The organism is Pandoraea pulmonicola, assembly GCF_000815105.2.
Classification (GTDB): Bacteria; Pseudomonadota; Gammaproteobacteria; order Burkholderiales; family Burkholderiaceae; genus Pandoraea; species Pandoraea pulmonicola.
Map to the genome: position 1 here is coordinate 4,741,925 of NZ_CP010310.2, position 18,241 is coordinate 4,760,165.

Consider the following 18,241-nt stretch of genomic DNA (forward strand, 5'->3'; position numbering starts at 1 on the left):
CTTCAGGTAAAATTCACGCAATGACCAATCTAGCTCTCTTCGATCTCGACCACACCCTGCTGCCGACCGACAGCGACAAGGAGTGGGGCCGTTTCCTCGTGCGCCAGGGCGCGGTCGAGCGTGACTCGTACGCGCAGGCCAACGAGGCCTTCTATCAGGACTACCGTGCGGGCCGGCTCGACATGCCGGCCTATCTGCGTTTCTGCCTGGCGCCGCTCGCGCGTTACCCGCGCGATCAGCTCGACGCCTGGCATGCGCAGTACATGGAAGAGTCGATTCTTCCGCACGTGCGCCCCGAAGCGCTCGAACTGATCGACATGCACCGCAAGGCGGGCGACCTGTGCGCCATCGTGACCGCGACCAACACGTTCGTGACGCGCCCGATCGCCAAGGCCTTCGGCATCGAGCACCTGATCGGCACCGAACCGGCGACCACCGGCGAAGGCCCGAACGCCCGCTACACCGGCGAATACGTCGGCACGCCGAGCTTCCGCGAGGGCAAGATCACCCGCACCGAAGCCTGGCTCGCCAGTCTCGGCAAGACGTGGGGCGATTTCAACCACGCATTTTTCTACAGCGATTCCGCCAACGACGTCCCCCTGATGGAGAAGGTCAACCATCCGGTGGCAACGAACCCCGATGAGGCGCTGCGCGAAATCGCGCTGGCGCGTCGCTGGCCCATTCTCGAGTTGTTCCAGTGATCCGCAAACTCATCAAGAAGCTGCTGGGCAAAGACGGCCAGACCGACAACGGCGGCGCAGGCAGCCCGCCCCCGACCGGCATGCCGGTCGTGATTCCCGTCTCCGTGCACGGCATCGACCCGACACTGCTCTCGAAGAACGCCGTGCGCGTGACCGATACGCTGCAGCAGGCCGGCTTCAAGGCGTTCATCGTCGGCGGCGCCGTGCGCGATCTGCTGCTCGGTATCGCTCCGAAAGACTTCGACGTCGCCACGAGCGCCACGCCCGAGCAGGTGCAGCGCCTGTTCCGCCGCGCCCGCATCATCGGCCGCCGCTTCCAGATCGTGCACGTGCAGTTCGGGCAGGAGATTATCGAGACCTCCACGTTCCGCGCGTTGGTCGATGCCGTGGACAGCGAGCAAATCGGTGCGCGTCGTCCGAAAAAAGGCGAGCTCGACCGCAAGACGCACGTGACCGACGAATCGGGCCGCGTGCTGCGTGACAACGTGTGGGGCGAGCAGGACGAAGACGCCGCACGGCGCGACTTCACCGTCAACGCCATGTATTACGACCCGGCCACGCAGACGGTGCACGACTACCACCACGGCTGGGAAGACATTCAGAAGCGCATGCTGCGCATGATCGGCGATCCGGCCACGCGCTACCGCGAAGATCCGGTGCGCATGCTGCGAGTGGTGCGCTTCGCGGCCAAGCTCGGCTTCAAGATCGACGAAGCCACGGCTGCACCGATCCCGCAGCTCGCGCCGCTCATCGACAACGTGCCGGCGGCGCGCCTGTTCGACGAGATGCTCAAGCTGCTGCTCTCGGGCCACGCGTGGGCCTGCGTGCAGCAACTGCGCGCACAGGGCCTGCACCACGGCCTGCTGCCGCTGCTCGACGTGGTGCTGGAGCAGCCGCTGGGCGAGAAGTTCGTCACGCTCGCGCTCGCCAACACCGATGCGCGCATTCGCGCGGGCAAGCCCGTTTCGCCGGGCTTCCTGTTCGCGGCCCTGCTCTGGCATCTCGTGCTCGAGAAGTGGCAGGCTTACCAGAGCGCGGGCGAGTACCCGATTCCGGCGCTGCATCTCGCGATGGACGACGTGCTCGACGCCCAGACCGGCAAGCTCGCGATCCAGCGTCGTTTCGTTGCCGACATGAAGGAAATCTGGGGCTTGCAGGTTCGGCTCGACAAGCGCGCGGGCCGCACGCCGCTGCGCCTGCTCGAGCATCCGCGTCTGCGCGCCGGTTACGACTTCCTGCTGCTGCGCTGCGAGTCGGGCGAAGTGCCGGCCGAAGCCGGCCAATGGTGGACCGACTTCCTCGAAGGCGATGCGGCCGCGCGCGACGCGCTGCTCGCGCAGGGCAGCGGCGCAGGTGGCAGCACGCCGGCGGCGAAGCGCCGTCGTCGTCGTCGCAAGCCGACGGGTGGACGTGGTGGCCAGGGCGGTGAAGGCGACACGGCCGGCGGCCCGGGTGAGAGCGGCGCCAGCGAAAATCATGGCAAGCGGGTATCATCGCGACAGCATGGTTCCGAAGGTGCTTCATGACTGTTGCCTATCTCGGGCTCGGCGCCAATCTCGGCGACGCCCGCCAAACGATCAAGGACGCCATCGTCTGTCTGGCGCAGCAAATCGGCGTCACGATCACGGCCAAGTCCGACCTCTATCGCACCGCACCCATCGACTCGAGCGGTGAGGACTATCTCAACTGCGCCGTCGCCGTCGAGACGAGTCTCACCGCACGTCAATTGCTCACGCTGTGCCTGAAGATCGAAATGCACTTCGGACGCGAGCGGCCGTACAAGAACGCGCCGCGCACGCTCGATCTCGATCTGCTGCTGTACGGCGACGAGCGCATTGCCGAACCCGACCTGATCGTGCCGCATCCGCGCATGGCCTCGCGCGCCTTCGTGCTGCGCCCGCTCGCCGATCTTGCCCCCGAACTCGACATTCCCGGTATGGGTCGCGTGAGCGCACTGCTGCCGGGCGTCGCGGACCAGCGCATCGAGCGCGTCGAGCAGTGCTGCTGCCCGACCAAGCGCGCCTACGCCTCATGAGGTCGCCCGTCCTCGGGCGTTTCCGTTACCTGGCCGTCGAAGGCCCGATCGGCGTGGGCAAGACTTCGCTTGCCCGCCGGCTGGCCGATGCCGCCGGTGCCGACGTGATGCTCGAGCAGCCCGCGCTCAATCCCTTTCTCGAACGTTTCTATCGCGACAGCGCACGCTACGCGCTGCCGGCGCAACTGACGTTCTGCCTGGAACGCGTGGACGAAGCGCGCGAGATCGCGCGACGCGAAATCGACGGCAAGCCGATCTTCACCGACTTCCTTCCCGAGAAGGACGGCCTGTTCGCACGGCTCACGCTCGCCGATGACGAACTCGATCTGTATCGCAAGCTCGTTGCGCACATCGAGCGGTCGCATCGCGTGCCGGATCTCGTGATTCATCTGCAAGCGAGTCCGGAGACGCTGTTCTCGCGCATCCAGAAGCGGGCGATTCCGATGGAGCAGCAGATTCCGGACACGTATCTGCGCGCGTTGTGCGACATCTACGGCGAATTCTTCTATCATTACGCCGCTGCGCCGGTATTGACTGTCGACACGGAACAATTCGACCCGGCGCACAACGACAGCGACTTCGCCCTGCTCGTCGAGCGCATCGACCAGATGCGCGGGCGCAAGGAAGTCTTCGTCAAGGGCGCACGCCCCTGATCGTCCCCAGGCCCGCCCGCACGCGGGCGAATCCTCCTGAACCGAGGCCGACATGAGTTATCTGCAGGAATCCAACCGCAAGGCCGTGACCGTTCCCGGACTTGCCCAGATGCGCGAGCGGGGCGAGAAGATCGCCATGCTCACCGCCTACGACGCGAGCTTCGCCGCCCTGCTCGACCGTGTGGGCGTCGATGTCATTCTCATCGGCGATTCGCTCGGCAACGTGATCCAGGGCCAGGGCACGACGCTGCCCGTCACGCTGCGCGACATCTGCTATCACACCGAATGCGTCGCCCGCTCGACCAGCAAGGCGCTGGTGCTCGCCGACCTGCCCTTCGGCACGTACGGTACCAAGGAGCAGGCGTATCAGAGCGCGGTCGCCGTCATGCAGGCCGGTGCGCAGATGGTGAAGATCGAAGGCGGCGCGTGGCTCGCCGAGACGGTGCGCTTCCTCATTGAACGCAGCATCCCCGTATGCGCTCACCTGGGCCTCACGCCGCAGTCCGTGCACGCGTTCGGCGGCTTCAAGGTGCAGGCGCGTGAGGATGACGCGCAAGTGCAATTGCTCGACGATGCGCGCGCATTGCAATCCGCCGGCGCGCAGCTGGTGGTGCTCGAAGCGATTCCGGCAGGGCTCGCCGCACGCGTGACGCCCGCACTGCCGACGATGCCGACCATCGGCATCGGCGCCGGCCCCGACTGCGACGGGCAGGTGCTCGTGCTGCACGACATGCTGGGCGTGTTCCCCGGCAAATCGCCGAAGTTCTCGAAGAACTTCATGGAAGGCCAGCCGAGCATCGCCGCCGCGGTCGAAGCCTATGTGCAAGCGGTCAAGCATGGTTCGTTCCCATCACAGGAACACTGCTTCTGAACGCGGATGGCGTCAGGCGAATGTAGAAAGGCGGCTCACGAACGAGCCGCTTTTTTATTGTTCCGGTTCCGCCACCGGTAACGTCAGCACGACGGCGAAGCCTTCGCCTTCGATATGCTCGAAGGTCATCTGCCCGCCGTGCGCGTGCATCACCTCCGCCACCATCGCCAGTCCGAGGCTAGCACCTTCGCGACCGTCGGCGCGCGACGAGAACGGCGTGCGCACGCGCTGCCATTCCGACGCAGGAATACCCGGTCCATCGTCGAAGAAGCGCACTGACCATTGCTCGCCCACGCGCGTCACATCGACGTGCAGACGCCGCGGCGCGCCGTAGGCCAGCGCATTGACCAGCACGTTCTTGACCGCTTCGCGCAGGCTCAGCGCGTCGCCGACGACCCTGCACGGCTCGTCGTCCGGCATGTGCAGCGCGACGTCGATATCGCGCGTCGCATACGACAGCGTTTCGCGCATCGCGGTGGACAGCAGCTCGTTCAGATCGACCGGCACGCGAGCCGCGCTGTCCGTGCGGTGCTGCACCATCGCGTGATTGATCAGTTGATGGATCAGCCCGCCCAGCCCGCGCACCTGCGCCTGGATCCGCGCGATATGGAGTTGACGCTGCGCTTCGTCCTGCGTTTGCGTGAGCATCTCGGCCTGTGCCGTGAGCGCCGTCACCGGCGTGCGCAGTTGATGTGCGGCGTCGCCGATCACGCGGCGCATGAGCGCGCGCGAAGTCGCCAGCCGTCGCATGAAGTCGTTGATCGCGCCGACCAGCGCCAGCGTCTCCGCCGGGGCCGTCACCGCGAGGGGCACGAGGTCGTTGGAATCGCGCGCCCGGATCGCCGCCTCGATCTGCTTGAGCGGCGCGAGCGCCTGGCGCAGCGTCCACAACGCGGCGAGCAACGTCAGAACGCCCGTCGCAATGGTGATGAGCAGCGTGTTGTCCGCCAGCCCGCGCGTGAAACGCACGCGCGCGTTCTGGGTGTGCGCGAGCGCCACCACGGCCCACGGATGCGGGGCGCTCACCGGCATGCGGCGCCCGACGATCGCGACGCGGATCGGCATCTCCTGATAAGTGCCGTCAACGACGATGGGGCCGTCGTCGAGCTTGTCCCACGGAATCGTCGGTCGAAATTCGGAGTCCCCCGCCACGGAGCGGCCGTTCGGATCGAGCACCGTGTAGAAGATCTGATCGCCCGGCGCGAGCGCGGAGAACGCGGCGAGCGGCACGTCCACGTTCACTTCGCCGTTCTGGTACCAGGTGTTCTCGGCAACCTGCAGCGCGCTGCCGAGCAGCCACCGGTCGTACGCGCGATCGACCGCCGCGCGCGTGGAAAACCAGATGCCCAGCATCACCGCCACCGCCGCGAAGGCCAGCACCGCGGCCATGCGGACGACGAGCCGCAGATAAAGCGAACGGCCCGGAACGATCATGACAGCACGAGCTGATAGCCCAGTCCGCGCAAGGTCCGAATCTGAAACCGCGCCGCGGCGAGTTTCTTGCGCAAACGCGCCACGTATTGCTCGATGGCGTTCGCATTCGGCGCGGGCTCGTCGCCATACAAGCGGTCCATGAGTTCGTCCTTGCCGAAGATGCGTCCAGGGCGCGCCGCGAGGATTTCGAGCAGCGTCACTTCACGACGCGTGAGCTCGACCGGCTGACCGTCGACTTCGACGCCCCGGCTCTTGCGGTCGAGCGTGAGGTTGGCGCACGTGAGCCGGTTCGTCGCGTCCTGCCCCGTGCGACGCATGAGAGCGCGCACACGCGCTTCCAGCTCGCGGAAATCGAATGGCTTGGTGAGATAGTCGTCGGCGCCGAGATCGAGCGCCCGCACACGCTCCTCGATCTCCGCGCACGCGGTGAGCATAAGCACGCGCGTGGACAGACCCCGCTCGCGCACACGTCGCAGCAGCTCGAAGCCGTCGACGTGGGGCAGCATCACGTCGAGGATCAGCAGGTCGTAGTCGTCGCCGATGCGCGCCGCCGCCACCGCACCGTCGGTCTCGCAATCGAGCGCGTGGCCGAGCTTGCGCAACTGCGTCGCGATGGCTTCGGCGACGTCGGCGGTGTCCTCCACCAGCATGATGCGCATGATTCCTGTGTCTCCTTCCGTGCAATGTCGCGCGACGGCGAGCATGGCCCGTCGTACCTCGCCGTACCCCGCCTTGCTCTGTCGTGCGATGCCTCTCGATGCCATGCGCGGCGGAGCACGCCTCCTCCAGGCGTTCTGTCGGCATTGTCTGGGAAATCCGGGACGGCGGCCTCGGTGTTTCCCCTGAATCGGGGCTCCGCCAGCCCGCGATGTCAGCTTCGCTACAGCTTGGCTGCTTAGTATCGGAGCCGATTATAAAAGCATCCCTCAGGAGACACGCCATGCAGATCGCCCCCCCGATGGGCGCGGAAGGCCCAGTGGCGGCCGCCGTGCCGCCGCTGCTGGAAATCGACCGCGTCACGCTGCAGTACAAGACCGACGACTACCTCGTCACCGCCGCCCAGCAAGTGAGCTTCAATGTCTATCCGGGCGACCGCTTCGTGCTGCTCGGCCCGTCCGGTTGCGGCAAGTCCACGCTGCTCAAGGCCATTGGCGGCTACCTGCCGCCGGTGCACGGCGAAATCCGCCTCAAGGGCCGCACGATCGCCGAGCCCGGCCCCGACCGCATGATGGTGTTCCAGGAATTCGACCAGTTGCTGCCGTGGAAGACGGTGCGCCAGAACGTGGAGTTCGCGCTGACCGCCAGCGCTCGCCTGAAGGGACGCGAAGCCTCCGAGCGCGCCGCGTATTACATCGAAAAGGTCGGCCTCGCGAAGTTCATCGACAGCTATCCGCACACATTGTCCGGCGGCATGAAGCAGCGCGTGTCGATTGCCCGAGGCATGGCGATGGAGCCCGATGTGCTGCTCATGGACGAGCCGTTCGCCGCGCTCGACGCCCTCACGCGACGCAAGATGCAGGACGAACTGCTGCGCCTTTGGGACGACACGCGCTTCACGGTGCTGTTCGTCACGCACGGCATCGACGAGGCCATTCGCATCGGCACCCGCATTCTGCTGCTCTCGCCGCATCCGGGTCAGGTCAAGGCGGAGCTCAACAGCATTGCGCCCGACCAGCTCGGCACCGCACACCAGAGCGCGCTCGAATCGCGCATCGATCAACTGCTGTTCGCCGCGCATTGAGGACACGACCATGAACGCCATTGCCTCGCAACACCCCGTGCCGGCCGAGCAAACGCCGCGCATCGAACCGGTCTATCGTCCGGAAATCGTGCTCGAACCGGTGCAGGCGGAGCTCTCGTCGATCCAGCGTCCGCTCTCCGCCTTCGAGACGCTCTACCGCCTGAGCTGGCTGCGCAAGACCGTCATCCTCTGCGTGCTGGCCATCATCTGGGAAATCTACGGCCGCTGGCTCGACAACGCCCTGCTCTTTCCGAGCTTCTCCGACACGGTCGCGGCCTTCGCCAGCGGTCTGACGAGCGGCGTGCTGCTGCTGCGCGCCGCGATCTCGCTCAAGACGCTACTCGTCGGCTACGGCATCGGGATCGCGCTGGCGGCCGTGCTCACCACCGTGGCCATCAGTTCGAAGATCGGCAACGACCTGCTCGAAACGCTCACGGCCATGTTCAACCCGCTGCCCGCCATCGCCCTGCTGCCGCTCGCGCTTATCTGGTTCGGTCTGGGCAACGGCAGCGTGATCTTCGTGCTCGTGCACTCGGTGCTGTGGGCGGTGGCGCTGAACACCCACAGCGGGTTCCGGGGCGTGTCGAAAACGCTGCGCATGGTCGGGCAGAACTATGGCCTGAAGCGCTTCGCGCTCGTGCAACACGTGCTCATCCCGGCCGCATTCCCGAGCATTCTCACCGGCCTGAAGGTCGGCTGGGCCTTCGCCTGGCGCACGCTGATCGCCGCCGAACTCGTGTTCGGCGTGTCGTCCGGCTCGGGCGGCCTGGGCTGGTACATCTTCGAAAACCGCAACTCGCTGGAAACGGCGAACGTATTCGCCGGGCTGTTCTTCGTGATCCTGATCGGGCTGGCGGTGGAGAACCTGCTGTTCGCGCGCATCGAGAAGCGCACGCTGCACCGCTGGGGCATGCAGCAGTGACGCTGACATGCAGCGAGATTGACGCCCCTTCGGGGGCATGAATAATTCCAACCATACGGAGACGACAACACCATGAACCGACGCCATTTCACCCGCTGGGCGGGCGCCCTCGCGCTGGCCGCCACCACCGCGCTGTCCACCCTCGGCAACGCGGCGCATGCCGAAGCGAGCACCGTACGCCTGTCGCATGGGTACGGCATTCTGTACCTGCCGCTGATGGTCATGCGCGACCAGCAGCTCGTCGAAAAGCATGCGAAGGCACTGGGCCTGGGCGATGTGAAGACGACGTGGACCATTCTCGACGGCGGCAATGTCATCAATGACGCCATGCTCGCCGGCAACCTCGACGTCGCCGGCACCGGCGCGCCCGGTTTCGTCACGCTGTGGTCGAAGGCACACGGCATTCCGCGCTCGGAAGTGATCGGCCTGTCGGCGCTCTCGACCGGCCCGCTGTGGCTGAACACGAACAACCCCAACATCAAGTCGCTCAAGGACTTCACGCCGAAGGACAAGATCGCGATTCCGGGCATCAAGACGTCGCTGTCGGCCGTGCTGCTGCAAATGGCCGTGGCCAAGACGTTCGGCATCGAGAACTACGCCAAGCTCGATCCGCAGACGGTCAGCCTGAGCCATCCGGAAGCCGTGAGCGCGCTGCTCTCGGGCAAGACCGAAATCACGGCGCACTTCACCTCGCCGCCGTTCTCGTATCAGGAACTGAAGGATCCACGCATCAAGCGCGTGCTGAATTCGACCGACGTGCTGGGCAACATCACCATCGACGTGGTGTTCGCGCCGAAGCAGTTCACCGTCCAGAACCCCAAGCTCGTGCAGGCGATCCTGGACGCGCAGGAGGAAGCGGCCGCCTACATCGCGAAGGACAAGGTCGGCGCGGCGAAGACCTTCCTGCGCGTGTCGAAAATGAACCTGCCGCAGGCCGAGATCGAGCAGATGCTCGCCGACCCGGGTCTGCAGTTCACCACGACGCCCAACGGGCTGATGCAGTACGTGGAGTTCATGGGACGCGCGGGTACGATCAAGACGCGCCCGGCCAAGTGGAGCGATCTGTTCGTGCCGCAGATGGCGGCACGTCAGGGTAGCTGAAGTCTCGGTGGGGGGCGGCGTGTGTGCCTTCTCACGCCGTCTCGCACGAGCCTCGTCAAACAGGCGAGGCCATCAGCAGTTTGGCAGGCAACGCGCCGCGTAGCGCGTTGCACACGACGATCTCCCTCGCGGCGAGCAGTTCCTCGCGCGTGATCACGCCTTCGACGGCGGCCCAGGCGGGGTCGGCGAGCATCACGCCACGCATCACGCCCGGCAACACGCCCGATGACAGCTGCGGTGTCACCCAGACGCCATCGCGCTTGACGAACACGTTCGAGCGCCCGCCTTCCGTCAACTCTCCCCGCTCGTTGAAGAACAGCGTGTCGAACGCGCCGTTCGCTTCCGCCTCCCGCCACGCCGCATCGTAGCGCGCGCGCACCGTGGTCTTGTGGCGCAGGAACAGGTCGTTCGCGCGGGTGGCGCTGGCGTCGTCGGCGAGCATGACATTCACCGTGCCGGCAGGCAGCGGCGTCAGCGGTGCATGCGTGATCGCGACCGTGCCGCCGTGCGACAGCGCAAGCCGCACACGGTGCGACGCATCGTCGACAAACGATGCGACGACGGCGTCGAGCTGCGTGCGCAACGCTTGTGCGTCGAAGCGGAAGCCGAAATACGCGGCCGATGCCGCCAGCCGCGCGAGATGCCGCTCGACGTGCGCGACACCGCCGCCCCGTGCGGCCCGCATCGTTTCGAACAGTTCGAAACCCGGGTCGAGTGCGCTCAGGAAACGCGCCTTGAGACGGCACTCCTCGCGCTCCTCGCTGGCCTTGCTGTCGAGCACGATGCCGGCGCCCACGCCGAGCCTGCCGCGACGCACGCCATCGACGTCCGGTGCTTCGAGTTCGAGCGTGCGGATCGCGACCGACAGACAGAAGTCGCCGAGCGCGTGCGGATCGTCCCGACGTGGGTCGAGCCAGCCGATGGCGCCGGTATAGAGGCCGCGCGGCGACGACTCCAGCTCGCCGATCAGTTGCATCGTGCGATGCTTCGGCGCGCCGGTGATCGAGCCACACGGATACAACGCACGCAGCACGTCGGCAAACGTCGTCGTGGGCGGCAACGTGGCCGTGACCGTCGATGTCATCTGCAGCACGCTGGAAAACCGCGTGACCTCGAAGAGCTTCGGCACGCTGACGGTGCCCGGCGTCGCGAGACGCCCGAGATCGTTGCGCAGCAGGTCCACGATCATCAGATTCTCGGCGCGGTTCTTCTCGTCGGCCGCAAGCGCGGCACTGCGCTCGGTGTCGATGGCCGCGTCTGCGCTGGCGGGCGCCGTGCCCTTCATCGGACGCGCTTCGATGCGTCCGCCCGAGTGGCGCAGGAACAGTTCAGGCGAGAGCGAGAGAATGGCCCGGCCAGCAACCCCGCGCGCGCCCGGCAGCACGACGAGCGCGCCGTAAGGCACCGGCTGGCGAGCCCGCAGACGGCGGTACAACGCCGCGGGCGAGCCGAAGGCGTCGAAGTTCAGACGGTAGGTGTAATTGATCTGATAGCACTCGCCTTGCGAAAGCCAGTCGTGGATGCGGGAGATCGCATCGTCGAACGCCTCGTCGCTCACGTCGCTGTGCAAGGCGGCGACGCCCGCCACACCGGGCGGCGTGTTGGTGTCGATGGCGGTCTGCGGGCCGCTGATCGCGGAAGGCGCGACGACGGGCGCTGGCGCGGCGCCGTCGCTCGGCTGCGCCGCCTCGTACGCCGCCAGCCACGTCTGTGTCTGCATCGCGTCGAGTCGTTGCAAGTCCCGGAACAGCAACGCACGGAATTGCCCCGGCGCGCGACGCGTCGCCGTCGTATGCACGCCGCCCAGGCGAACACCGAATTCGTAGTCGGCCAGCAGCACGGCATGCAGGCCGCGACGCGTGGCGTCTTCCATCTCGCGAAGCGCGTCGGAAAGCACGCCGGGCTCGTCGCAAGTCACCTCGCGTACGAGCCCGGTATACAGACGCGCCCCGCCGGCCGGATCGGCGCTGTCGTCCAACAGCGCAAACGCGGCCACCGGCGCTTCACTTGACATGACTTACTCGAAGAACTGCTTCACACGGTCGAACCAGCCCTTCGTCTGCGGGCTGTGGCGAGCGCCGCCCGCCTTGAGCGAGGCGTCGAAATCGCGCAGCAACTGCTTCTGCTTGTCGTCGAGCTTGACCGGCGTCTCCACCTGCACATGCACGTACAGGTCGCCCGGATAGCTCGCGCGCAGCCCCTTGATCCCCTTGCCGCGCAGGCGGAACGTCTTGCCCGTCTGCGTGCCCTCGGGCACCTCGAAGGTCGCCTTGCCGTGCAGCGTCGGCGCGTCGATGTCGCCGCCGAGCGCCGCCGTCGCGAAGGAAATCGGCATCTGGCAATGCAGGTCATCGCCGTCGCGCTCGAACACGTTGTGCGGCTTGATGTGGATTTCCACATACAGGTCGCCCGCCGGACCGCCGTTCACGCCCGGTTCGCCGTTGCCGGACGAACGGATGCGCATGCCGTCTTCGATACCCGCCGGGATCTTGATCTCCAGCGTCTTGGTCTTCTTGAGCTTGCCCGAGCCGTGGCAGTTGGTGCAGGGCTCGGGAATGTACGAGCCCGTGCCGTGGCACTTCGGGCAGGTCTGCTGGATGCTGAAGAAACCCTGCGACATGCGCACCGAACCCGAACCGTTACAGGTCGGGCAGGTCTCGGGCTTGGTGCCCGGCTTCGCGCCGTTGCCGTGGCAGACCTCACACTCTTCCCAGCTCGGCACGCGAATCTGCGTGTCGAAGCCGTTCGCCGCCTGCTCGAGCGTGATCTCCATGTTGTAGCGCAGATCCGCGCCGCGATACACCTGCGGACCGCCGCGGCCGCCGCGCCCGCCCGGGCCGCCCTGACCGAAGATGTCGCCGAAGATGTCGCCGAACGCATCGGCGAAGCCGCCAAAGCCCTGACCGCCCGCACCGCCGAAGCCGCCCATGTTCGGGTCGACGCCGGCGTGGCCGTACTGGTCGTAGGCCGCGCGCTTCTCCGGCTCGGAGAGCATCTCGTAAGCCTCTTTGACTTCCTTGAACTTCTCTTCGGCGCCCTTGCTGTCCGGATTGCGGTCCGGATGGTACTTCATCGCCAGCTTGCGATACGCCTTCTTGATTTCATCGTCGGTGGCGTTCTTGGCGACGCCAAGGACTTCGTAGTAATCACGTTTGGCCATAAGTCTTTCCAATGTTGGCGCATGTCGCCATCAGGCAAAAAGCCGGGTCGAGATTCCCTTCGCAGAGAACTTCGATACCCGGCCCACACGCGAGGCACATCCACGTGCCCCGCGCGCCATGCACGCATTACTTCTTGTCGGTGACGTCCTTCACCTCGGCGTCGACGACGTTGTCGTCATGCGGCTTGGCTTGCTCGGCGCCAGCGGCGCCGGCTTGCGCCTGCATGTCGGCATACATCTTCTCGCCGAGCTTCTGGCTTGCCGTACCCAGCGCTTCGACCTTGGCGTCGATGTCCGCCTTGTCCGAACCGCGCAGGGCGCCTTCGAGCGCCGTGATGGCCGATTCGATGGCTTCCTTCTCCGACGCTTCGATCTTGTCGCCGTACTCGGTCAGCGCCTTGCGGGTGCTGTGCACGAGCGCGTCGCCCTGGTTGCGGGCATCGGCCAGCTCACGCGCCTTCTTGTCTTCCTCGGCGTTGAGCTCGGCGTCCTTCACCATCTTTTCGATCTCGGCATCCGAAAGACCCGAGTTCGCCTTGATGGTGATCTTGTTTTCCTTGCCCGTCGCCTTGTCCTTCGCACCCACGTGCAGAATACCGTTGGCGTCGATGTCGAAGGTCACTTCGATCTGCGGCGTGCCGCGTGCTGCCGGCGGAATGCCTTCGAGGTTGAACTCGCCCAGCGACTTGTTGCCGGCGGCCATCTCGCGCTCGCCCTGATACACCTTGATCGTCACGGCCGGCTGGTTGTCGTCGGCCGTCGAGAACACCTGCGAGTGCTTCGTCGGGATCGTGGTGTTCTTCGTGATCATCTTCGTCATCACGCCGCCCAGCGTTTCGATACCGAGCGAGAGCGGGGTCACGTCGAGCAGCAGCACGTCCTTGCGGTCGCCCGAGAGCACCGAGCCCTGAATCGAGGCACCGGCCGCCACGGCTTCGTCCGGGTTCACATCCTTGCGCGGATCCTTGCCGAAGAACTCCTTGACCTTCTCCTGCACCTTCGGCATGCGCGTCATGCCGCCGACCAGGATCACGTCGTCGATGTCGCTCACCTTCACGCCGGCATCCTTGATGGCCAGACGGCAGGGCTCGATCGTACGCTCGATCAGGTCTTCGACCAGGGCTTCGAGCTTGGCGCGCGTGACCTTCAGGTTCAAGTGCTTCGGACCCGATGCATCGGCCGTGATGTACGGCAGGTTGATTTCGGTCTGCTGGCTCGACGACAGTTCGATCTTCGCCTTTTCCGCGGCTTCCTTCAGGCGCTGCAGCGCGAGCACGTCCTTCGACAGATCGACGCCCTGTTCCTTCTTGAACTCGCCGATGATGTAGTCGATGATGCGCTGATCGAAGTCTTCGCCGCCCAGGAACGTGTCGCCGTTGGTCGACAGCACTTCGAACTGGTGTTCGCCGTCCACATCCGCGATTTCGATGATCGAGATGTCGAACGTGCCGCCACCCAGGTCATACACCGCGATCTTGCGGTCGCCGCCTTCCTTCTTGTCCAGACCGAAAGCCAGTGCGGCAGCGGTCGGCTCGTTGATGATGCGCTTGACTTCCAGACCGGCGATGCGGCCGGCGTCCTTCGTGGCCTGACGCTGGCTGTCGTTGAAGTAGGCCGGCACCGTGATCACGGCTTCCGTGACCGGCTCGCCCAGGTAGTCCTCGGCGGTCTTCTTCATCTTGCGCAGCACTTCGGCGGAAATCTGCGGCGGGGCCAGCTTCTGGTCGCGCGCTTCCACCCAGGCGTCGCCGTTGTCGGCCTTGACGATCTTGTACGGCATCAGGCCGATGTCCTTCTGCACTTCCTTTTCTTCGAAGCGGCGGCCGATCAGGCGCTTGACGGCGTACAGCGTGTTTTTCGGATTGGTCACCGCCTGGCGCTTCGCCGGGGCGCCGACGAGAATCTCGCCGTCGTCCATGTAAGCGATGATCGACGGCGTGGTGCGTGCACCTTCCGCGTTTTCGATGATCTTGACCTGGTTGCCTTCCATCACGGCAACGCACGAGTTGGTGGTGCCCAAGTCAATACCGATGATTTTGCCCATATGAATTTCTCCTAGCGTCCTTTGCGTCTTTCTATCGGGCTCAACGCCCGGTCAATTCGTTGATCTGCACGACATATGGGTGCAGCGCGGTGCATTTCAAGCCCCTTTTTGCAACCCGGTTTTACCGCCCGCCGCCGCGATCTTCCCGCGTGCGGCGGCCACCGCCAGCCGGAACTGGGGCAGGCCATGCCAGCCGGTCGCCCGGCCCAGCGTCTTCCCCTCACGGAAAAAGACGAAGGTGGGCACACCGTGCAGCCCGAAGCGCTTGCCCAGCGCCATATCGGCATACACGTTGGCGTGGAACCAGCACAGCCCGAGCGCCGCGATGGCGTCGCGCTGCGCGAGCATGGTCTTCTTGGCGACTTCGCAATTGAAGCAATCGACGCCCCAGAAAAACACGACGGCGAGCGCATCGCCCGCCTCGCGCAAGCCCTCGTCGAACGTGGCCGACGTAAGTTCGCGCATCGAAAACGCCTCGAATGCCGTGCCGTCCACACCCGCCACTCCCGGAAGATCGGCTGCCATGTTCGCTGCTCCCGTGCCCGCGCCGACGGCGCCCGTCCTTCTTTCCCTGGCAGCCTCCCGGCCATCCTGCCTGCCGGGCCCATCGGATGCGGCCTGTTCTGCCTGACTTTCCGTCGGACGCCGCAAAGCTTGCCATCATGTCATGCATGACAAGCGACAAGCGGCGGCCGACGGCGCCTGATTACTTGGCCGCGGCGACGGTCACGAGGGCCGGGCGCAGCACGCGGTCGGCGATCAGGTAACCCTTTTGCAGCACGGTCACGACGGTGTTCGGCTCCTGCTCGGCCGGGACCATCGAGATGGCCTGATGCTGATGCGGGTCGAATTTCGCGCCGGCCGGGTCGATGACCTTCACCTTGCCGCGCTCGAGTGCCTGCACGAGCTGACGCAGGGTCAGCGCCACGCCTTCCTGCAACTTCGCCACGTCGCCGCTCTTGTCGGCGGCCGCGGCTTCCAGGCTGTCCATTACCGGCAGCAGGCCTTCGGCGAAACTCTCGACGGCGAATTTACGGGCCTTGGCCACGTCCTCTTCCGCACGACGGCGGATATTCTCCACTTCGGCGCGCGCGCGCAGCAACTGGTCGCGGAAATCCGCCGCTTCGGCCTGTGCCGCCAGAAGTTGCGCCTCGACCGAGGGCAGCGCGTCGTTCGCGCCCGCAGCATCGGTCGGGGCCGCGTCGGCCTGGGACGGAATCGGCTGATCGGGGGTGTTTTGCTGTTCAGTCATGAGCTTGAGTCGTCAAAAGGTTCTTGCAGCGCACCAAGACGATGCGCCGCCGGTTCAAATCCCTTTGGAAAGTAGGGGCGTTCACACCGATTTCAAGAGCAGGCGGGCATTCTGTGCGCCAGGTCGGTGCGCGCGGCAGACCGGCAAATATCCGGTTACACGCGTTACGAGTCCTCTATTGTATCGGCCGTTGCTGCGACCTAACATGAAATACGGTCCGGTTGTTCTTGTGCCATGCCGGACCCGGCCGCTCGCCGGACATCCCTGTCCGGCGCAGTGTTCTCTAGGAGCGCATCATGAAGCTGCCACTGGCTGTTGTCTTCATCCTTGCGTTGGTGACGACGGTAACGATTACGATCTGCCTGTCCGGCGCAGTTACCCGACGCGACACCGAGTACGGTGGCGTGCGGGCTGTCCTGCATCGCTTCGTCGAAATGCCGGGTATGCCGGCACACTCGTCCAATTCCGGAATTCCCTCGCACTGATCGCCCCGGGCCTCTGCAGCTTGCCACCCGTGCAGGCGTCCCGGTCGCCCCGTCCTCGCGGGGCTGGTCGTTTCCGCTCCCTCATGTGTCCGCCGCCGCGCCTCTCGCCGGCGGCGGCGTTCATTTCTGCGTCGGAAATGGGGGGATGGCGAAACGGCTATTCGCCGAGGCCGCCCAGGCGGCGGCGATCCCGCTTGGTCGGGCGGCCGTGCATCTGCGCGGCCGGCTCCTGAAAAAGATGGCGGCGCTCACGCTCTTCGGCGCGCGCGCGAATGCTTGTCTCCGTCTCTTCGTAGAGCGATTGCGCGACCGATGCCGGACCACGCACTTCCGCGATGGCCTTCACGCGGACTTCCCAGCGTGTGCTGCCGTTGTCCACCGAGACGAGGTCGCCCGGACGGACGTCGCGCGCCGGTTTGACGCGAGCCTCGTTGCACAGGACGCGACCGCGGTCGACGGCCTGCGTGGCGAGCGAGCGTGTCTTGAAAAAGCGCGCGGCCCACAGCCACTTGTCGATGCGCGTGGCGGCCTGGGCGGAATCGTCGACCTTGACTGTCATGCCCCGGCCCCCGGTTGGGTTTGGGCCGCTGTTGCCGCGGCCGCCACCGCTTCATCGAAGGCCGCGACCGCCGCCACCTGACGCTGCCGGGTCGAGGCCACGGCGGCTCCCGCCGCCTCGGCCGCCCCTTCGGGCGAGAGCACCGGCCAACCTTGCAGATGGCGTGCCGCAATCTCGCCCAGCGCGGTGATCCACGCGCTCGCACCGTTCAGGCAAGGAATGAAATGGAACGCCTTGCCACCAGCGGACAGGTAGGCGTGGCGGCCTTCCATATTGATTTCTTCGAGCGTCTCGAGGCAGTCGGACGTGAAACCCGGACAGAACACGTCGACGCGAGGCGTCCCGCCCCGGCCCAGCTCCTCGAGCGTCGGCGCGGTGTACGGCTGAAGCCATTCGGCCTTGCCGAAGCGCGACTGAAACGTAAGCCGGCAAGTCGTCTCGTCTAGGCCGAGCGCGGCGCCCAGCAAACGGGCCGTGCGCACGCATTGGTCGTGATAGGGGTCGCCCAGATCGAGCGTGCGGCGCGGCACGCCGTGAAAGCTCAACAGCAGGCGCTCGCCCGCCGCGAAGTCCGGGCGACCGTGCTGCTGCCAGTAACCCTCGACTTGCTGACGCAACGCCTCGATATAGGCGGGGTGATCGTGATAATCGCGCACCGTGCGCACGTCCGGCTGGTTGCGCAGGCGGCCGAGCACGCGGAATACGGCATCGCTGGCGGTGGCCGTCGTGCTGCTCGAATACTGCGGATAGAGTGGCAGGACGAGAATCCGCTCCACGCCGTTCTGGCGCAGTGCGCGAATCCGATCGGGAATCGACGGGTTGCCGTAGCGCATGGCGTAGTCGACCACGACGTCGTAGTCGTTCGCATGCAGCAGCGCGCGCAACGCGTTCGTCTGATATTCGGTGTTGACCTTGAGGGGCGAGCCCTCACGCGTCCACACCGTTGCGTACTTTTGCGCGGACTGACGCGAGCGCAACGGCAGAATCACCAGACGAAGCAGCGGTTGCCACACCAGCGGCGGGATTTCCACGACGCGCGGGTCCGACAGAAACTCGCGCAGGTAGCGGCGCACGGCGGCAGGACGCGGCTCGTCCGGTGTGCCGAGGTTGATCAACAGAACGGCCGTCTTGCCGGTCTGGCCATGCGAAATAGGTTCGGGATCGAAGCGCATGGAACGTACTTTACCGCAAACCCCGGGTAATCCCGGCGGCGGTTTGGCGCAGGCGCCGGATGCGCCCCGACCCGAGAGGTTCCCGCCATCGCCGTGCTCGCAACCAGGAGA

18 protein-coding genes are annotated in these 18,241 nt (G+C 65.8%); 9 read left to right on the forward strand and 9 right to left on the reverse strand.

The window, feature by feature from the left end:
- Positions 1–20 precede the first annotated feature (20 nt).
- From RO07_RS20270 to panB, 5 genes are read left to right on the forward strand one after another with little or no spacing between them, the layout of a single operon-like run.
- A complete protein-coding gene (locus RO07_RS20270; RefSeq protein ID WP_039405265.1) occupies positions 21–701 on the forward strand; it encodes a histidinol-phosphatase in 681 nt (226 codons plus the stop codon).
- Positions 698–2,227: a polynucleotide adenylyltransferase PcnB gene (gene pcnB, locus RO07_RS20275; RefSeq protein WP_039405268.1), complete on the forward strand. Its 1,530-nt coding sequence runs from the start codon at positions 698–700 to the stop codon at positions 2,225–2,227. The genes RO07_RS20270 and pcnB overlap by 4 nt, the downstream gene beginning before the upstream one ends.
- Complete coding sequence (folK, locus tag RO07_RS20280) at positions 2,224–2,736, forward strand: 2-amino-4-hydroxy-6-hydroxymethyldihydropteridine diphosphokinase (protein ID WP_039405271.1); 513 nt, start codon at positions 2,224–2,226, stop codon at positions 2,734–2,736. Before pcnB ends, folK begins: the two co-directional genes overlap by 4 nt.
- Entirely contained in the window at positions 2,733–3,389 is a 657-nt protein-coding gene (locus RO07_RS20285) for a deoxynucleoside kinase (protein WP_039405273.1), read from the forward strand. The genes folK and RO07_RS20285 overlap by 4 nt, the downstream gene beginning before the upstream one ends.
- A 52-nt stretch (positions 3,390–3,441) precedes the next feature.
- A complete protein-coding gene (panB, locus tag RO07_RS20290; protein ID WP_039405275.1) occupies positions 3,442–4,260 on the forward strand; it encodes a 3-methyl-2-oxobutanoate hydroxymethyltransferase in 819 nt (272 codons plus the stop codon).
- A 54-nt stretch (positions 4,261–4,314) separates the two neighbouring features.
- Here panB and RO07_RS20295 read toward each other — a convergent pair whose 3' ends face one another.
- Both RO07_RS20295 and RO07_RS20300 read right to left on the reverse strand, forming a co-directional pair.
- Positions 4,315–5,694, reverse strand: coding sequence for a sensor histidine kinase (locus RO07_RS20295; protein WP_039405277.1), 1,380 nt, complete (start codon positions 5,692–5,694; stop codon positions 4,315–4,317).
- Positions 5,691–6,353 carry a response regulator transcription factor gene (locus tag RO07_RS20300; protein WP_039405279.1) on the reverse strand — a complete coding sequence of 221 codons (663 nt, stop codon included), beginning with the start codon at positions 6,351–6,353 and terminating at the stop codon, positions 5,691–5,693. Before RO07_RS20300 ends, RO07_RS20295 begins: the two co-directional genes overlap by 4 nt.
- A gap of 281 nt (positions 6,354–6,634) precedes the next feature.
- Here RO07_RS20300 and RO07_RS20305 point away from each other — a divergent pair, with 281 nt between their 5' ends.
- The 3 genes from RO07_RS20305 to RO07_RS20315 all read left to right on the forward strand — a co-directional run bounded on the left by RO07_RS20305 (position 6,635) and on the right by RO07_RS20315 (position 9,458).
- Positions 6,635–7,435, forward strand: coding sequence for an ABC transporter ATP-binding protein (locus RO07_RS20305; protein WP_052266752.1), 801 nt, complete (start codon positions 6,635–6,637; stop codon positions 7,433–7,435).
- Positions 7,436–7,445: 10 nt separating this feature from the next.
- On the forward strand, positions 7,446–8,357 hold the full coding sequence (locus tag RO07_RS20310) for an ABC transporter permease (protein WP_237171308.1): 912 nt from the start codon (positions 7,446–7,448) through the stop codon (positions 8,355–8,357).
- Between the two features lie 72 nt (positions 8,358–8,429).
- A complete protein-coding gene (locus tag RO07_RS20315) occupies positions 8,430–9,458 on the forward strand; it encodes an ABC transporter substrate-binding protein (protein WP_039405282.1) in 1,029 nt (342 codons plus the stop codon).
- 55 nt (positions 9,459–9,513) lie between these two features.
- Here the strand turns inward: RO07_RS20315 and RO07_RS20320 are convergent, their stop codons facing one another.
- The 5 genes from RO07_RS20320 to grpE all read right to left on the reverse strand — a co-directional run bounded on the left by RO07_RS20320 (position 9,514) and on the right by grpE (position 15,914).
- On the reverse strand, positions 9,514–11,472 hold the full coding sequence (locus RO07_RS20320) for a chorismate-binding protein (RefSeq protein WP_039405283.1): 1,959 nt from the start codon (positions 11,470–11,472) through the stop codon (positions 9,514–9,516).
- 3 nt (positions 11,473–11,475) lie between these two features.
- Positions 11,476–12,618, reverse strand: coding sequence for a molecular chaperone DnaJ (gene dnaJ, locus RO07_RS20325; protein WP_039405285.1), 1,143 nt, complete (start codon positions 12,616–12,618; stop codon positions 11,476–11,478).
- A 127-nt stretch (positions 12,619–12,745) separates the two neighbouring features.
- Positions 12,746–14,662 carry a molecular chaperone DnaK gene (gene dnaK / locus RO07_RS20330; RefSeq protein WP_039405287.1) on the reverse strand — a complete coding sequence of 639 codons (1,917 nt, stop codon included), beginning with the start codon at positions 14,660–14,662 and terminating at the stop codon, positions 12,746–12,748.
- Positions 14,663–14,758: 96 nt separating this feature from the next.
- The gene (locus RO07_RS20335; protein ID WP_039405289.1) at positions 14,759–15,187 is read right to left on the reverse strand and encodes a thioredoxin family protein; all 429 of its coding nucleotides are present in this window, start codon (positions 15,185–15,187) and stop codon (positions 14,759–14,761) included.
- Positions 15,188–15,368: 181 nt separating this feature from the next.
- A complete protein-coding gene (grpE, locus tag RO07_RS20340) occupies positions 15,369–15,914 on the reverse strand; it encodes a nucleotide exchange factor GrpE (protein WP_039405291.1) in 546 nt (181 codons plus the stop codon).
- Positions 15,915–16,210: 296 nt separating this feature from the next.
- On the opposite strand from grpE, the gene RO07_RS20345 reads away from it, so the two are divergent.
- The gene (locus tag RO07_RS20345; protein WP_167369440.1) at positions 16,211–16,399 is read left to right on the forward strand and encodes a hypothetical protein; all 189 of its coding nucleotides are present in this window, start codon (positions 16,211–16,213) and stop codon (positions 16,397–16,399) included.
- 157 nt (positions 16,400–16,556) lie between these two features.
- On the opposite strand, the gene RO07_RS20350 is transcribed toward RO07_RS20345, so the two are convergent.
- Both RO07_RS20350 and hemH read right to left on the reverse strand, forming a co-directional pair.
- The gene (locus RO07_RS20350; RefSeq protein WP_052266753.1) at positions 16,557–16,958 is read right to left on the reverse strand and encodes an RNA-binding S4 domain-containing protein; all 402 of its coding nucleotides are present in this window, start codon (positions 16,956–16,958) and stop codon (positions 16,557–16,559) included.
- The gene (hemH, locus tag RO07_RS20355; protein WP_072637111.1) at positions 16,955–18,130 is read right to left on the reverse strand and encodes a ferrochelatase; all 1,176 of its coding nucleotides are present in this window, start codon (positions 18,128–18,130) and stop codon (positions 16,955–16,957) included. The genes RO07_RS20350 and hemH overlap by 4 nt, the downstream gene beginning before the upstream one ends.
- Positions 18,131–18,241 lie beyond the last annotated feature (111 nt).

What these genes read in the sequence shown, in the direction of transcription:
- folK (WP_039405271.1), top strand. Translation starts at nt 2,224, where the DNA reads ATGACTGTTGCCTATCTCGGGCTCGGCGCCAATCTCGGCGACGCCCGC.
- RO07_RS20335 (WP_039405289.1), bottom strand. Translation starts at nt 15,187, where the DNA reads ATGGCAGCCGATCTTCCGGGAGTGGCGGGTGTGGACGGCACGGCATTC.
- panB (WP_039405275.1), top strand. Translation starts at nt 3,442, where the DNA reads ATGAGTTATCTGCAGGAATCCAACCGCAAGGCCGTGACCGTTCCCGGA.
- hemH (WP_072637111.1), bottom strand. Translation starts at nt 18,130, where the DNA reads ATGCGCTTCGATCCCGAACCTATTTCGCATGGCCAGACCGGCAAGACG.
- dnaK (WP_039405287.1), bottom strand. Translation starts at nt 14,662, where the DNA reads ATGGGCAAAATCATCGGTATTGACTTGGGCACCACCAACTCGTGCGTT.
- grpE (WP_039405291.1), bottom strand. Translation starts at nt 15,914, where the DNA reads ATGACTGAACAGCAAAACACCCCCGATCAGCCGATTCCGTCCCAGGCC.
- RO07_RS20310 (WP_237171308.1), top strand. Translation starts at nt 7,446, where the DNA reads ATGAACGCCATTGCCTCGCAACACCCCGTGCCGGCCGAGCAAACGCCG.
- RO07_RS20350 (WP_052266753.1), bottom strand. Translation starts at nt 16,958, where the DNA reads ATGACAGTCAAGGTCGACGATTCCGCCCAGGCCGCCACGCGCATCGAC.
- RO07_RS20295 (WP_039405277.1), bottom strand. Translation starts at nt 5,694, where the DNA reads ATGATCGTTCCGGGCCGTTCGCTTTATCTGCGGCTCGTCGTCCGCATG.
- RO07_RS20305 (WP_052266752.1), top strand. Translation starts at nt 6,635, where the DNA reads ATGCAGATCGCCCCCCCGATGGGCGCGGAAGGCCCAGTGGCGGCCGCC.
- RO07_RS20315 (WP_039405282.1), top strand. Translation starts at nt 8,430, where the DNA reads ATGAACCGACGCCATTTCACCCGCTGGGCGGGCGCCCTCGCGCTGGCC.
- RO07_RS20345 (WP_167369440.1), top strand. Translation starts at nt 16,211, where the DNA reads ATGAAGCTGCCACTGGCTGTTGTCTTCATCCTTGCGTTGGTGACGACG.
- RO07_RS20270 (WP_039405265.1), top strand. Translation starts at nt 21, where the DNA reads ATGACCAATCTAGCTCTCTTCGATCTCGACCACACCCTGCTGCCGACC.
- RO07_RS20320 (WP_039405283.1), bottom strand. Translation starts at nt 11,472, where the DNA reads ATGTCAAGTGAAGCGCCGGTGGCCGCGTTTGCGCTGTTGGACGACAGC.
- RO07_RS20285 (WP_039405273.1), top strand. Translation starts at nt 2,733, where the DNA reads ATGAGGTCGCCCGTCCTCGGGCGTTTCCGTTACCTGGCCGTCGAAGGC.
- dnaJ (WP_039405285.1), bottom strand. Translation starts at nt 12,618, where the DNA reads ATGGCCAAACGTGATTACTACGAAGTCCTTGGCGTCGCCAAGAACGCC.
- RO07_RS20300 (WP_039405279.1), bottom strand. Translation starts at nt 6,353, where the DNA reads ATGCGCATCATGCTGGTGGAGGACACCGCCGACGTCGCCGAAGCCATC.